Origin of the sequence: Alteracholeplasma palmae J233, assembly GCF_000968055.1 — a bacterium.
GTDB lineage: Bacteria > Bacillota_I > Bacilli_A > Acholeplasmatales > Acholeplasmataceae > Alteracholeplasma > Alteracholeplasma palmae.
The window spans coordinates 1,347,798-1,361,582 of sequence record NC_022538.1; the positions used below are offsets into that span (position 1 = coordinate 1,347,798).

At 29.9% G+C, this 13,785-nt stretch carries 18 protein-coding genes and 1 pseudogene; 1 reads left to right on the forward strand and 18 read right to left on the reverse strand.

From position 1 onward, the window contains the following. Nucleotides 1-88: 88 nt before the first annotated feature. The 3 genes and pseudogenes from BN854_RS06190 to BN854_RS08130 form a co-directional block, all read right to left on the reverse strand. Nucleotides 89-1,009 carry an HD domain-containing protein gene (locus BN854_RS06190; protein ID WP_030003686.1) on the reverse strand — a complete coding sequence of 307 codons (921 nt, stop codon included), beginning with the start codon at nt 1,007-1,009 and terminating at the stop codon, nt 89-91. Between the two features lies 1 nt (nt 1,010). After that, on the reverse strand, nt 1,011-2,162 hold the full coding sequence (locus tag BN854_RS06195; protein ID WP_030003687.1) for a CCA tRNA nucleotidyltransferase: 1,152 nt from the start codon (nt 2,160-2,162) through the stop codon (nt 1,011-1,013). 115 nt (nt 2,163-2,277) lie between these two features. Next, nucleotides 2,278-3,137: pseudogene (locus BN854_RS08130) on the reverse strand (DegV family protein). Between the two features lie 110 nt (nt 3,138-3,247). Between BN854_RS08130 and BN854_RS06205 the strand changes: the two are divergent. Next, on the forward strand, nt 3,248-3,862 hold the full coding sequence (locus BN854_RS06205; protein WP_030003690.1) for a YigZ family protein: 615 nt from the start codon (nt 3,248-3,250) through the stop codon (nt 3,860-3,862). Between the two features lie 24 nt (nt 3,863-3,886). On the opposite strand, the gene BN854_RS06210 is transcribed toward BN854_RS06205, so the two are convergent. From BN854_RS06210 to BN854_RS06280, 15 genes are all read right to left on the reverse strand, one after another. Beyond that, nucleotides 3,887-4,093: a DUF1146 family protein gene (locus BN854_RS06210; RefSeq protein WP_030003691.1), complete on the reverse strand. Its 207-nt coding sequence runs from the start codon at nt 4,091-4,093 to the stop codon at nt 3,887-3,889. Beyond that, nucleotides 4,090-4,479 carry a F0F1 ATP synthase subunit delta/epsilon gene (locus tag BN854_RS06215; protein ID WP_030003692.1) on the reverse strand — a complete coding sequence of 130 codons (390 nt, stop codon included), beginning with the start codon at nt 4,477-4,479 and terminating at the stop codon, nt 4,090-4,092. Before BN854_RS06215 ends, BN854_RS06210 begins: the two co-directional genes overlap by 4 nt. Further along, on the reverse strand, nt 4,476-5,858 hold the full coding sequence (gene atpD, locus BN854_RS06220; protein WP_030003693.1) for a F0F1 ATP synthase subunit beta: 1,383 nt from the start codon (nt 5,856-5,858) through the stop codon (nt 4,476-4,478). Before atpD ends, BN854_RS06215 begins: the two co-directional genes overlap by 4 nt. A gap of 19 nt (nt 5,859-5,877) precedes the next feature. Next, nucleotides 5,878-6,732, reverse strand: a complete 855-nt coding sequence (gene atpG, locus BN854_RS06225; protein WP_030003694.1) for an ATP synthase F1 subunit gamma — start codon at nt 6,730-6,732, stop codon at nt 5,878-5,880. Further along, on the reverse strand, nt 6,732-8,237 hold the full coding sequence (atpA, locus tag BN854_RS06230; protein ID WP_030003695.1) for a F0F1 ATP synthase subunit alpha: 1,506 nt from the start codon (nt 8,235-8,237) through the stop codon (nt 6,732-6,734). Before atpA ends, atpG begins: the two co-directional genes overlap by 1 nt. 15 nt (nt 8,238-8,252) lie before the next feature. Beyond that, on the reverse strand, nt 8,253-8,768 hold the full coding sequence (gene atpH, locus BN854_RS06235; protein ID WP_030003696.1) for an ATP synthase F1 subunit delta: 516 nt from the start codon (nt 8,766-8,768) through the stop codon (nt 8,253-8,255). Continuing rightward, nucleotides 8,769-9,299: a F0F1 ATP synthase subunit B gene (atpF, locus tag BN854_RS06240; RefSeq protein WP_030003697.1), complete on the reverse strand. Its 531-nt coding sequence runs from the start codon at nt 9,297-9,299 to the stop codon at nt 8,769-8,771. Between the two features lie 18 nt (nt 9,300-9,317). Next, the gene (gene atpE, locus BN854_RS06245; RefSeq protein WP_030003698.1) at nt 9,318-9,593 is read right to left on the reverse strand and encodes an ATP synthase F0 subunit C; all 276 of its coding nucleotides are present in this window, start codon (nt 9,591-9,593) and stop codon (nt 9,318-9,320) included. Between the two features lie 38 nt (nt 9,594-9,631). Further along, nucleotides 9,632-10,303, reverse strand: a complete 672-nt coding sequence (locus BN854_RS06250) for a F0F1 ATP synthase subunit A (RefSeq protein WP_030003699.1) — start codon at nt 10,301-10,303, stop codon at nt 9,632-9,634. Then, nucleotides 10,300-10,677, reverse strand: coding sequence for a hypothetical protein (locus BN854_RS06255; protein ID WP_045959838.1), 378 nt, complete (start codon nt 10,675-10,677; stop codon nt 10,300-10,302). Before BN854_RS06255 ends, BN854_RS06250 begins: the two co-directional genes overlap by 4 nt. Continuing rightward, a complete protein-coding gene (locus BN854_RS06260) occupies nt 10,649-10,924 on the reverse strand; it encodes a hypothetical protein (RefSeq protein ID WP_030003701.1) in 276 nt (91 codons plus the stop codon). The genes BN854_RS06255 and BN854_RS06260 overlap by 29 nt, the downstream gene beginning before the upstream one ends. Continuing rightward, nucleotides 10,921-11,547 (reverse strand): uracil phosphoribosyltransferase, encoded by a 627-nt coding sequence (upp, locus tag BN854_RS06265; RefSeq protein WP_030003702.1) that lies wholly within the window; start codon nt 11,545-11,547, stop codon nt 10,921-10,923. Before upp ends, BN854_RS06260 begins: the two co-directional genes overlap by 4 nt. 2 nt (nt 11,548-11,549) lie before the next feature. Beyond that, nucleotides 11,550-11,984, reverse strand: a complete 435-nt coding sequence (rpiB, locus tag BN854_RS06270) for a ribose 5-phosphate isomerase B (RefSeq protein WP_030003703.1) — start codon at nt 11,982-11,984, stop codon at nt 11,550-11,552. A gap of 107 nt (nt 11,985-12,091) precedes the next feature. Beyond that, entirely contained in the window at nt 12,092-12,382 is a 291-nt protein-coding gene (locus BN854_RS06275; RefSeq protein ID WP_030003704.1) for a helix-turn-helix domain-containing protein, read from the reverse strand. Between the two features lie 129 nt (nt 12,383-12,511). Continuing rightward, nucleotides 12,512-13,708 (reverse strand): Fic family protein, encoded by a 1,197-nt coding sequence (locus tag BN854_RS06280; protein WP_030003705.1) that lies wholly within the window; start codon nt 13,706-13,708, stop codon nt 12,512-12,514. Between the last annotated feature and the right edge of the window lie 77 nt (nt 13,709-13,785).

Here is a 13,785-nt window from a genome sequence, read left to right on the forward strand (position 1 = left end):
CTATCAAGGTGAGGGTTTTATTTTTATCTTATGAAATAAAAAAAGAATACCACAAACTAACTAGTGATATTCTAATATATATCGTTTCTTATTTTTTAATTTTATCTTTATAAAATCTTGCTTTATCTAAGACAGCTATGTTAGGAGTAAATGAGCCTTGTTCAATTAATTCTAATTGTTCACCTAAAACAGTAAACTTAGAATCTATTGTATCTAGGAACCATAATAATAAAGCTTCCCCTGTTTGAGGCTTCTTAGCTGAGCCAAAGTTTAATTGGCCATGATGAGAAATAATTAAATGTTTTAACATTAATACTTCTTCAGAGTCTTCATATCCCAATTCTTTAGCTACTCTATCAAGATCGATTGTTCCCATAACTAAGTGACCTAACAATTGGCCTTCTTTTGTATATTCACCATCAACACCACTAATCTCATCGATCTTAGCCATATCATGTAAAATAACTCCCGCATATAATAAATCACTATTTAAATATGGGTAAATAGTTATAAAAGGATCAACCATTTTAAGCATTGTTAATGTGTGATAACTTAATCCACCAAAATACGCATGATGAAATTTAGTCGCTGCTGGATGTAAAAAGAATTCTTTTTTATTATTTTCATAAATCTTTTTAGTTACATCTCTAATAATTTTATTTTTGATTTTGCGTAAAAATGATTCAATTTCTTTTTTAATTTCTAATAATCCAAGAGGTGCATATTGATAAAATACTTTTAGCAGTCTATCAAGTTCAGCATCATCAACAACATTTTCTATTAAATCAAATGATTCATTAACTAAAATGACTTCTTCATCTTTTTGAACCCCTACTACTTTAAACTGGTATACCTTACCTATTTGTAAACCGACTTCATTATTATCTAGTTTTACATTTAAGTGTAATCCTTCTTCAGTGCCGATTGTTGTATTATAAAAATTTGTTCCTTTGTTGATTCCTTCTACTTTACCAATAACTGTATAATTTTTACCAGCTATTTTTTCCATATTACTCACCTACTTTATCAATCACATATTCTAATAATATGTCTTTATCGTTTTTAAGTTCTCCACGAAGCACTTTTTCAACTAATTCTTTTCTAATATTTCCTACCCAAGCACCTGCTTTTTTATCTAATCTTGCAAGCATCTCAAATGAACTTAATTTTAAATCTAATTCACTATTAATAGGCATTTTTTCATATATTTTATTAATTTTATTTTCATCATTCGTTCCCTTTTTAAGAATAAAATTAACTTTGTTTGCTAAGATACAATATTCTAATCCATATGTATAAATATCATAAGCATCAAATGATTGATGTGTTTTTGCTAACATACTTACTGTTTGATATTTATGTCTATGTTTGTTAGAAAATTTCCATTCTAAAGGCACTTGACTATCATTTAAGGTAAATGCTAAGATAAAGAATAAATCAACGCTTAAACTCAAATTTTGTTCATTAATATACTCTAACCCTTTTTTAATACCTGGTAATAAATCTGCAATTTCTGTTGTTAATAATGTTTTTACAGCATATTTAGAATACTTACCTTTTAAGACTTTAATAAATTCCATTAAGATGCGTTCGTTTGCTAGATTATTGATTAAGAATCTATTTTCAAACATAGCTTCTCTAGTTTCTTTATGTATTTGAAAGCCTAATTTTGATTGAAAGTAGATAGCTCTAATAATTCTTAAACTATCTTCTTCAAATCTTATTTTAGGATCACCTATTGTTTGAATAATTTTATCATTAATATCTTTAATACCAAAGACATAGTCTTTAATATTACCTTTTTCATCCATTAAAAGACCATTCATTCTAAAGTCTCTTCTTTTAACATCTTCTAAGACTGTATCGCTAAATGTTACGCCACTTGGATGTCTATTATCAAGATAATCTTCTTCTATTCTATAAGTTGTCACTTCAAACTCTTCATCTTCAAAAAAGACAGTGACTGTTCCGTATTTAATGCCCGTAGGTTTTGCCTTAAACATCTTATTGATTTCAAAAGGCTTTGCATTCGTTGTAATATCAACATCTGTAAAAGGTTGTCTTAAGACATAGTCTCTAACTGCTCCACCAACGATAAAGGCTTCAAATCCTTTTTGTTTAAATATTCTAATTATTTTTTGTGCTTTTTTTAATTTTTCCATGTTTTTCACCATTACTATTATATCATTAAAAGTCTAAGTTTCTTTAAGGTAATTGTTTGTTTTACCTTCTTTTTCTATGTTAACAAAAAAGAACACAAAATATGTGTTCCTTCTACTATTTTTCTAGTGGTTCTAAAAAGATACCAATCCCAATCACATCTGGACCTATATGAGCACCAACAACTGGAGTAGCTGGAGCTTCATTAATATCTTTTAGATTCAGTTCTTTATCTAAAACTTCTAAGAAATACTCTCTTAAACTAGGATTACCTGTATATAAGATATGTGCAAAATACTTTCTACCATTAGTGTATTCTTTCACTTTATCAGCAATCATAGCCAGTGCTTTTTTAATATTTCTTGTTTTTTCTACTGATACAATTTGTCCAGTATCTTGAACTTGTAAAATTGGTTTAATTTTTAAAAGTTTACCAAAAAAGCTTTCGCACCTGTAAGTCTACCGTTATTAACAAGTTGAGTTAATGAATCTACAGCAAAGAAAATTGTATTGTTTTGTTTCATGTAATCTAAATACTTAATTACTTCTTCAACACTTTTTCCTTCTTTAAAAAGTCTATCGGCCTCTAAAGCAAAATATCCTTCAGAAAAACAAACTGTTTTTGTGTCATACACTGTGACTTCTATTTTATCTGAAACTAGTAAACTTGCTTGTGTAACTGAATTAATCGTTCCACTAAGTGAACTAGAAATAGTTGTAACAAATGCTTTTTTATATCCTTTATCTGCTAATGATTCAAAATAACTAACCATTTCACCAACTGAAGGTTGGCTAGTCTTAGGGACCCATTCTGGATTAGCTCTTAATATTTTATAAAATTCTTCAGCTTTCATTGTGTCGCCATCTAAATATTCTTTACCATCAGAAAAGATTTTAATTCTAATAGTGTCCACATCATGTGGCTTAGAATAATAATCTAGACATCCTGTTGAAGTTGTAACAACTTTAATATCCATTTTTTTCTCCTCTTAACTTGAGTTATCGTCCCTACTATTATATCAAATTTCTTTTCACTTTTAAACATGTTTGAAGCACTTTACTATGGTATACTAAAAATGGTGATAATATGATTTACTTAAAAGAACAAATAATACATGAAATAGTGATTGATAAGTCTCGTTTTATTGGGGTATTAACTCCTATAGAATCTGTTGATGAAATTCCTTCTATTCTAGTTAAAATTAAAAAAGATTATCCTAAAGCAACCCATTATTGTAGTGCTTATGTTTTTGGTAAAAATGGTGAGTTTGCCTCTGCTAATGATGATGGAGAACCTAGTAGAACTGCTGGAGTGCCTATTCTAGAAATCCTTAAACAAAAGAACTTAACTAATATTTACGCTGTTGTGATTAGGTATTTTGGCGGGATTAAATTAGGTGCTGGAGGTTTAATTAGAGCTTATGCTAAAAGTCCTTTAGAAACATTGAAAATAGGACAATTTTATGAAAAAATTGCCTATGAACAAGCTGAGTTTACTTTTGATTATTCGCTTATTAATAAAGTAGATTTATTATTAGAAAATAAAGTGATTATTGTTAATAAAACTTTTGATTCCTTTGTAACCTACAAAATTATTTTTAACCAGGGTGATCCTTCAATTCTAGATGATGTTAAACATTTGTTTAAAGAATATCATCTACTTGAAAAAGAAATACTTCATATTGAAACTCAATTATCATAAAAAAACGCATTTTAAAGTGCGTTTTTATTTTTCCATAAATAATGTGATGACCCTTAAGGCAAACTCTCCTAAAAGATGTCCTGTGATAAGTGATATGATAAAGTAAGCAACATTAATTTCAGCTATTTTTCCTTTTTTAAAATACTTTTCTATTTCTAAAGTTCTAAGAACTCTAAAGGCTAAGGCAAATCCTAGAAACAAAAAAGTAAAATATACAACGTAGTTTATCATAATCTTCCAGCACCACTTTTAATAATGCTTTCTCTTAATTCCATTTCTAATTTAGACATGTCAATATTATCTTTTTTCTCTTCTTCTAAATTAGCTTTTTTTGCCTTATCAAAAGCACTTTTAGCTTTTTCATAAGTTGGTCCAATTTGTGCTTCTAATGCCAATACATTGAGTTCATTATTTTTAAAGGTCACTACTCCATTTTCTAAAACTAAATATGAGACTGAATCCTCTGAAACTAATTTAACAAAGCCTTTATCTACAGTTAAAATAATTGGCACGTGTTTTTGTAAAATAGCCGTTTCTCCATCATGATTAGAAACAACTACGTATTTCACTTCATCTTGGTATCTAACGCCATCATAAACAGTCACTTTAAATTTCATAGTTCTGAGGCCTTCTTAACTGCATCATCAATTGTACCAACCATTGAGAATGCGGCTTCCGGTAAATGATCCCACTTACCTTCAATAATTTCTTTAAATCCTCTAACAGTTTCAGAGACTGGAACATATGAACCTTTTATTCCTGTAAATTGTTCAGCAACATTCATATTTTGTGATAAGAATAATTGAATACGTCTGGCTCTATGAACTAATTGTTTATCTTCATCAGTTAATTCATCCATCCCTAAAATAGCGATAATATCTAGTAATTCATGATATCTTTGAATCATAGATTGAACTTGTCTTGCAACATCATAGTGTTCATTTCCTACAATTTCAGGAGTTAGAGCACGTGATGTAGATGCTAATGGGTCAACAGCAGGGTAAATTCCTTCTTCTGTTAATTTTCTGCTTAAGTTAGTAGTAGCATCTAAATGTGAAAATACTGTTGCTGGTGCTGGGTCAGTATAGTCATCTGCAGGAACATAAACTGCTTGAATAGATGTAATAGATCCGTATTTAGTAGATGTAATTCTTTCTTCTAATTTACCAACTTCTGTCGCAAGTGTAGGTTGGTAACCAACCGCTGATGGCATTCTACCTAAAAGTGCAGAAACTTCACTACCTGCTTGAATAAATCTGAAAATATTATCAATAAAGAGTAAGACGTCTTGTTTTTCTCCATCTCTAAAATATTCAGCCATTGTAAGTCCAGTTAAAGCAACTCTCATACGAGCTCCTGGTGGCTCATTCATTTGACCGAAGACAAGCGCTGTTTTATCTAAAACTTTTGACTCTTTCATTTCATGATATAAATCATGTCCTTCACGTGTTCTTTCACCAACACCTGTAAAAACAGAAATACCACCATGTTCTTGGGCCACATTATGAATTAATTCTTGGATTAAAACTGTTTTACCAACACCTGCTCCACCAAATAATCCAATTTTCCCACCTTTAATATATGGAGCTAGTAAATCAATTACTTTAATACCTGTTTCTAATATTTCAATTTCTCCACCTAATTCATGAAATGCAGGTGGTGCTTTATGAATAGGCATTTTACGTCTGATACTTAGTTTTTCTCCACCATCAATTGTTTCACCTAAAACATTAAAAACTCTTCCTAAGACTTTTTTACCAACTGGTACTTTAATAGCAGCACCTGTGTCTTCTACTTTCATACCACGAGAGAGTCCTTCTGTAGCTTCTAATGCAATTGTTCTAACAACGTGATCTCCTAGTTGGAGTGCAACTTCAAGTGTTCTAATATCATCTTTTGTTACCTCAACTGTTAAGGCATTGTTAATAAATGGCACTTCTTCTGGAAAATAAACATCCACAACCGGTCCAATAACTTGTACGATTTCACCTTTCATCTAGTTTAGCTCCTTTCTTCTACAATAACGAACCATTAACAATATCAATGAGTTCTGTAGTGATTTTTTGTTGTCTTGCTCTATGATAAACCATTTGTAATTCTTTAATCACTTGTTTAGCATTATCTGTAGCATTTTTCATAGAGACCATTCTTGATGATAATTCGCTGAGTTTACCATCTACCATGACTCCAAATACTCTACTTTGAATATAGATTGCAATTAAGTTTTCAAGTACTTCTTTAGGATTATTATCATATTCAAAATCTATATTTTTTCTTTTTTCTACCGCTGTTTGAGATACTGGTATTGGTAGTAAGATTTCTTTTTTAACTTTAAATGATGCAGAATTAATATAATGATTATAAACTAAATACACTTCATCAATATTACCCTTTAAAAATTCTTCTTTGATAATTTCAACATATCTATTATAAGAAACTGTTTCAAGGTCATCACGGCTTGATATGTATTGTGTATTTAATAAATTGTATTTTCTTTTTTGCGCATGATAAAATCCTTTTTTCCCTATAACTAAAAGATTTAAAGGATTTGTGTCAGCACTTTGTATTTCTTCTAAATACTTAAAAACTTGTTGATGATAACTACCTGCTAAACCTCTATCTCCAGTAATGACAATATAAAGTTTATTAGGGGTCATCTTTGTGTCTTTTTTAACAAATCTATGATTACTTTGTCTGGCAGCAACATCAAATAAAACAATATTAAGTTCCTTCATAAATTGATAGTAACTATCTAAGAGTTCATTTGTTTTTTTAAGTTTAGAAGCTGCTATGTTGTGCATCGCTTGGGTAATGGATGATGTTTTAGAAATAGCTTTTATACGACTTTCAATGTCTTTCAAGCTAGCCATTAAATAAATCTCCTAATGTGGTTAATAAATTCTTCTAGAATGGTATCTTCTGGTAATTTTTGAGTTTCTTCTAGAATTTGTTTAATTTCTTTTCCTTTTTCATTAAGTGATAATCCTTGTGCTATTTCAGCTTCTAGATTTTTCACTTGATTAATTGTTAAGTCATCCATATAACCTTTTGATAAAGCATATAAAATAACGATTTGAGCTGGCATATTAACTAAATCATGAATATTTTGTTTTAATATTTCAACTGTTCTTCTTCCACGTTCTAGTCTTCTTTTAGAGTGGGCATCTAAGTCTGATCCAAATTGTACGAAAGCTTCTAGTTCTCTATAGTTAGCTAAGGCTATTCTTAAGGTTCCAGATACTTTTTTCATTGCGTTCCACTGTGCAGAACCACCCACACGTGACACACTTAATCCTGGATTAATGGCAGGTCTAATTCCTGAATAGAATAACTTACTTTCTAAGAATAACTGTCCATCTGTAATAGAAATAACGTTTGTTGGAATATAGGCTGAAATATCGCCTGCTTGAGTTTCAATAATTGGTAAGGCAGTAATACTTCCTCCACCTAATGCTTCAGAAACTTTACCTGATCTTTCTAGTAATCTAGAATGTAGGTAGAAGATATCTCCTGGGTATGCTTCTCTTCCTGGCGGTCTTTTTAATAGTAGCGATAATTCTCTATATGCAGCTGCGTGTTTAGATAAATCATCATAAACAATTAAAACATCTCGACCTTTTTCCATAAAGTATTCCGCAATAGTAATTCCTGTAAAAGGTGCTAAATATAGAACTGTTCCTTCTTGTGAAGCTCCAGCATTAACAATAATTGTATAATCCATGGCTCCTTTGATGCTTAAAGTTTGAGCAATATTTGCAACATTCGATTCTTTTTGTCCGATTGCTACATAAATACAAACAACATTCTTACCTCTTTGATTTAAGATAGCATCAACAGCAATCGTAGTTTTCCCTGTTTGTCTATCTCCAATAATTAATTCTCTTTGTCCTTTACCAATTGGAACTAATGCATCAATGACTTTAACTCCAGTTTGAAGCGGTTCATTAATTGGACCACGATCCATTACAGCAACAGCTTTTCTTTCAACAGGTAAAGATTTTTCAGTTTTTAAACTTCCTTTTAAATCAAGTGGATTTCCAAGAGGATCAATCACTCTTCCTAGTAAACCTTCACCTACTGGAACTTCAAAAATTCTTTTAGTGGTTTTAACTAAATCCCCTTCTTTAATTAAATCTGTATTACCAAATAATATTACCCCTACATGGTGTGTTTCTAAGTTAAATACAAGACCTTTTACTTGTTGAGGAAACTCTACAAGTTCTCCTAAAATAGCTTGATTTAGCCCATAAACAATGGCAATTCCATCACCTACACTTAAAACTTTACCGACATTTTCTAATTCAATATCATCTTCGTAAGTTTCTATTTGCTTTTTGATTATGGCACTCATTTGATCAAAGTCAATTTTTGGCATATGATTCCTCCTTCCCTAAATACTAGATTCTAATTTTCTTAATTGATTTTTTACAGATCTATCAATACTCTTTCCTTGATAGACTATTTTGATTCCTTTGATTAGACTCTTATCAATAATCACATCAAACTTAATAGTTAGATCAGGAAAGTAAGGCTTGATCTCTTCTTTTAAACTATCTAGTTTTTTCTTTGTTGGTTTGGTTGCTGTATAAAGTGTTACGTGGGCAATCTTTTGCTCAGCACTTGTTAAAGATAGCCATTTATCATAAATATTTTGATAAAATTTTATATGTCCATTTTCCGCAATGGTTGATAAAAACTGTAGAAACATTGGACTAAAAGAAGGAAGTTCAAATATCATTTTCCTTTTTTTATCTTTCCTTAAAATAGGTGAATCCATTAGTTCTATCCATTTAGGATTATCTTTTACTAACGAATAAAAACGATCAAATTCTTCAGCATACTCATCTAACTTTTGTTGCTTTACTGCTATTTCAAATAAAGCATCTGCATACTTTTCTGCAAACATTTAGTATAGACTCTCATCAATTAGTTCTTCAAGCATAGCATCGTATGTATCTCCGTCTATTTCATGTTGAACTATTTTTTCTGCAGCTGAGAAAGCTACTTCTTTTATCATTTTTTTGATCTTATCGTTAGATTCTCTGATTTCTTGTTGAATATCTAATTCTACTTGATCCAAACGTCTTTTAGCTTCTAATCTTGCTTCAGCAATAATATGTTCTTTTTCTTCTTGTGCTTCTAAAGATAGAGCTTTTTTAATTTCTTGTGCTTCAGTTTTTACTAATTCATATTCTTTAACTGTTTCTTGTTTTAATTGTTGTAATCGTTCTTTTTCATATTTAGTTTCATAAAGCTCTTTATTTAAAGCCTCTTGTCTTTTTTCTAAATAATTAGTAATTGGTTTCCATAATAAAAAGCGAATAACTAAAAACAATACAACTGTAGCTAATAATTGCCAAACAATCATTTGCCAGTTTTCAAATATAGAACTAAGTTCTTCCATTAGTTGTTCAATAAGTTTATCTAAAAACTCCATTTACATCATTCCTTTTTATTATTTTGTAGTAAGAATAAAGGCGATAATTAAAGCGTAAATACCTGATGTTTCAACAATTGCTTGTCCTAGAACCATTGTTCCCATGATTTTACCTGATGCTTCTGGTTGGCGCCCGATTGCTTCAACGGCTTTCATTGCAGCTAAACCTTGCCCGATACCAGCAAACCCTGCTGTTAAAATTGCAATTGCTGCTCCTAAATAAGCAACTCCACTATCTGTAATTCCAGAAGCTACTCCTTCTGCAAATGTATTTAAAATTATTAATAAATTCATATTTTTCACTTAACCTTTCATTTTTAATTTATTATTTTCTAATTAATTTCTAACTCTAAATCTGATGTCTCAAGCTTTCCAGCTGAAAAGACGACTGTTAACATAACAAATACTAATGTTTGAATGGTCCCAAAGCCAATATCAAATATTAATTGAACCGGTGGTGCAACAATAATTGAAAACCATCCTGTAAGTTGATAGACTAGTCCAACTAAAACAGCACCACTTGCGATATTACCAAAAAGACGCAATGTCATTGACAATAATGGCATGAAATCACTTAATAAATTCAGTGGGAAAATAAAGACAATTGGTTCTCCAAGTGTTTTAATATGTCTCCACTTTCTACTTACAATCCCTGTAGATTGTACGATAAAGAATGAGAAAAGTGCTAAAGCTGCGGTAATAGTTGTATATTTGGTCGGTGTATCTAGTGCAAATAATCCTGAGATGTTAGATAAGAAAACTGTAACAGCTAAGGTTAAAACAAGTGGACTCACATATTTCCAGTGCTTACCTATGTTTCCTTTAATAAATTTATTAAAGGCATCAATTCCAACTATAAATGCTGTTAAAAACTTTGATGGTTTATCTCCCACCTTAAGTTTTCTAATTTTAATATTAACAATTAAAGAAATAATTGTTACAAATATAACGATTATAATTGTGGTCCACATATACATAGGAATTCCAAATAGTGTACCTCTCAAATGACTAAACCCTCCTTTTCTCTATAAAATGCTTTATATATATAAATACCTACTTTGATTGATAGAAAACCAACCGCTGAGGCGATATATGATTTTAGTAATAACGTTTGATTGTTTCTATTGATCAATAGTATAAGCAATAAAACAACGATATTAATGCTATTTCTTATCAATATATTTATTAGCATTTTTTTATTTGTGATTTTTTCTGGTGTCTTTTCCAACAATGTTAGAATAAAAAAATTAATGATATTAGCAAATACTGAAATTAAAAACCAAAGAGTGATTTCTCTAACGAAAATAAGAATAGGAACCAAAAGAATACCTGCATAAATAATTGCAAATCTAAAAATCAACTGATTGCGCTTTTTCATCATTTTCTTCTTTTTGTTTTAATGCTTCTTTTCGTCTTTTTTCATATATATTTTCAGTTTTTATATATTGGTATATAAGTACCATTCCTGAAAATAGCCCAATAACAAGTCCAACTCCTGCATAAATTGCTGTTTTAGTACTATCGGCTTTAGTTACTTTTGCAATGAATAGCCCCAAGATACCACCACCTAATAAGGTGGCGATAATTTGGGTAGCTACTGCATAAGCTTTAAATCCTTTTTTCATTTAGTACCAAATAATCTATCTCCACAATCTCCAAGACCAGGAACAATATATCCTTCTTCATTAAGATGTGAATCAAGAGCTGCTAAGTAGATATCTACATCTGGATGATCTTCTTGAAGTTTTTTAATACCTTCTGGAGTTCCAACTAATCCTACGTAACGGATATTGTAAATACCTCTATCTTTTAAAATTGTGATTGCTGCTGAAGCAGAACCACCTGTGGCAAGCATTGGGTCTACTACTAAAACTAAACTCTCTTTGATATCAGTTGGGAATTTTGCATAATATGTGTGTGGTTGTAACGTTTCTTCATCTCTATATAAACCAATGTGTCCAATCTTAGCATGTGGAATCATGTCATGAATACCATCTACCATACCAAGTCCTGCTCTAAGAATTGGGACAATAACTATTTTTTTAGCAAGTTCGAATCCATCTACTCTACAAACAGGTGATTCAACTACTTTTGGTACTGTTTCAAAATCTCTTGATATTTCATAAGTGATAAGCCCACCAATTTCTGACACGCTTTCTCTAAATTGTTTTGAACCTGTGTTTTTATCTCTAATAATTGTCATTTTATGATCGATTAATGGGTGATTTAATACTACTACTTTACTCATATTTAGTTTTCCTCTTCTTCTAGTTTATCAAGCCTTTTTTGATGTCTTTGTTCAAATGTAGCATTTAAAAATGCATCCACAATCTTATAAGCATCCTTTGTTGAAGTGGTTCTTCCACCTAATGCAATTACATTTGCATTATTGTGTTCTTTTGCGAGTTTGCCTGTTAATTCATCATAAACTAACGCTGCTCTAACACCTTTTACTTTGTTTGCGGCGATACTAATTCCTATACCTGTTCCACAAACTACGATTCCTAGATCAGCGCTTTTTTCGACTACTGCATGTCCTACTTTTTTTCCGTAATCGGGATAATCAACGCTGTCCTCACTGTTTGTACCTAGATCTAAAACTTCAATTTTTTTAGAACTAAGATATGTTTTTAGTTCTTCTTTGAGTTTAAATCCAGCATGGTCACTGCCAAGAGCTATTTTCATTTGATTCCTCCATATTTTTTTATACTTTTATTATAGCATAATAATATTTTTTTATTTGCTATATATAAAAATGTTTTTCGGTTTTCATGGTCATTTATCTATCTGTCTTAACTTTCTTCTAATTGTAATTCTAAAATGATTTTAGGATTCTGATGAATAAGATAAACAAGCCGTGCTGCTGGTCCTAATAATGGATTTTTGCCTTGTTCCCACTTTTCAATTGTTTTTTTTGAGACGCCCAATACCTTAGCTAGTTGAAGTTGAGTTAAATGTAATTCATGTCTGAATTTTTTTAGAAATTCACTATCTACTTTTTTAAATATTTCTGTTTCATGAAGATTATTCTTTTCTTCTTTTTTCTCTTCAATCCACTTTTTTAAACTAGATTTAGATTTCATTTTCACCCTTCTTTCTAAACCCTATTTAATAGGACATTTCCATTTTAGCATGATAATCAATAAATAACAACCTATTTTGCTTATAAAAAACAGTGCTTAAAATCATCCTTATTTAAGCAGCTATTTTATTTATATTGTTAATTTATCTAAGTTTATCTGATACAGATTTTTATGCCCATCTTTTTGTTTTACAATCAAATCTTTCTTGATAAATGAAGAAACAGTTTTTCTAGTCCATATTTCTGACATCTTAGAATTTTCAGCTAATTCTTTTAGTCCCATTCCATCATTTGAAAATAATATGTTTTGTACCAATATAAAAATAAGATTCTTTTCATTTTCACTGAATTCACTTTTATCTTTAATCATCTTTTCATAATAACCTAGTTTTTCTTGTTGCTCAGTTAAATTTTTAAGAACATATTCAAAAGCATTCTTAATTATTTTTAAAAATATATAAACAAATGTTCCTAAATCACCTTTATTATATTTGCTGCTTGTTTTTTCAAATGCCTCATAATATTCTTTTTTATTACTCTTAATTTGACTACTTATGTTAAACCCCATAATAGCCGTAAAATTATCACTCATTAAGGAGCTTGTAATAAATCTACTTACTCTACCATTTCCATTATAAAATGGATGTATATACCCAAAAAGATAATGAAACAAAGACATTCTAATAAGAATATCGTATTTATCATTATTTAGGATGTCTAAGGCTTGTGCCATGGTAGTGATAATCTCGCTTTCTGGTTTAACACCTTTATGAAGAACTGAACCACTTGCTTTATATATAAAAACATCACTTGCTCTAAAAACACTACCATCTAGAGCATCTTTAGGTTCATTTTCAATAACTTCTTTGCTAACAAGTTCATCAAATATTTTTCTAATATCCGTAGGATTTTTAAGTGGAACCCGTTTATTTTCTAATAAAAACTTATATCTATTAACCATGCCGTATAATCTATCATGTTTTTTATCATTCATTTGATTCAGAATAGTATTAATTTCTTTTCTTGTACTGATGATACCTTCAATATCATTTGTACTTTTAATTTCTGATATTAAGGTATCTTTAATATATTTTTGTAAGGCAACAGTAGGAAGTTTTTCATACACTTTTAAAACAGAACGATCGATTTGATAAATTTCTGATACTAATTTAAAATGTTCTGGATGTAGGTATAAAAAAGCATCATCACCATTTATCTTAAAATCAAACTTTTCAGTTGATTCAGAATTCAATCTTTGTTCATATATCTTTTGATAGTACTCTTTATTTTTAAAATATAACTGATATAAAGTCATAAATTCATTCATTATTATCATCCTTTTTATTTTAAACTGATATTTATTACTATATAATATCATATTAAACGTTTTTTTCTAGTTAATTA

Excerpts from the sequence above, each read along its gene's own strand:
- BN854_RS06190 (WP_030003686.1), bottom strand. The coding sequence starts at position 1,009 with ATGGAAAAAATAGCTGGTAAAAATTATACAGTTATTGGTAAAGTAGAA.
- BN854_RS06195 (WP_030003687.1), bottom strand. The coding sequence starts at position 2,162 with ATGGAAAAATTAAAAAAAGCACAAAAAATAATTAGAATATTTAAACAA.
- BN854_RS06205 (WP_030003690.1), top strand. The coding sequence starts at position 3,248 with ATGATTTACTTAAAAGAACAAATAATACATGAAATAGTGATTGATAAG.
- BN854_RS06210 (WP_030003691.1), bottom strand. The coding sequence starts at position 4,093 with ATGATAAACTACGTTGTATATTTTACTTTTTTGTTTCTAGGATTTGCC.
- BN854_RS06215 (WP_030003692.1), bottom strand. The coding sequence starts at position 4,479 with ATGAAATTTAAAGTGACTGTTTATGATGGCGTTAGATACCAAGATGAA.
- atpD (WP_030003693.1), bottom strand. The coding sequence starts at position 5,858 with ATGAAAGGTGAAATCGTACAAGTTATTGGACCGGTTGTGGATGTTTAT.
- atpG (WP_030003694.1), bottom strand. The coding sequence starts at position 6,732 with ATGGCTAGCTTGAAAGACATTGAAAGTCGTATAAAAGCTATTTCTAAA.
- atpA (WP_030003695.1), bottom strand. The coding sequence starts at position 8,237 with ATGCCAAAAATTGACTTTGATCAAATGAGTGCCATAATCAAAAAGCAA.
- atpH (WP_030003696.1), bottom strand. The coding sequence starts at position 8,768 with ATGTTTGCAGAAAAGTATGCAGATGCTTTATTTGAAATAGCAGTAAAG.
- atpF (WP_030003697.1), bottom strand. The coding sequence starts at position 9,299 with ATGGAGTTTTTAGATAAACTTATTGAACAACTAATGGAAGAACTTAGT.
- atpE (WP_030003698.1), bottom strand. The coding sequence starts at position 9,593 with ATGAATTTATTAATAATTTTAAATACATTTGCAGAAGGAGTAGCTTCT.
- BN854_RS06255 (WP_045959838.1), bottom strand. The coding sequence starts at position 10,677 with ATGAAAAAGCGCAATCAGTTGATTTTTAGATTTGCAATTATTTATGCA.
- BN854_RS06260 (WP_030003701.1), bottom strand. The coding sequence starts at position 10,924 with ATGAAAAAAGGATTTAAAGCTTATGCAGTAGCTACCCAAATTATCGCC.
- upp (WP_030003702.1), bottom strand. The coding sequence starts at position 11,547 with ATGAGTAAAGTAGTAGTATTAAATCACCCATTAATCGATCATAAAATG.
- rpiB (WP_030003703.1), bottom strand. The coding sequence starts at position 11,984 with ATGAAAATAGCTCTTGGCAGTGACCATGCTGGATTTAAACTCAAAGAA.
- BN854_RS06275 (WP_030003704.1), bottom strand. The coding sequence starts at position 12,382 with ATGAAATCTAAATCTAGTTTAAAAAAGTGGATTGAAGAGAAAAAAGAA.
- BN854_RS06280 (WP_030003705.1), bottom strand. The coding sequence starts at position 13,708 with ATGAATGAATTTATGACTTTATATCAGTTATATTTTAAAAATAAAGAG.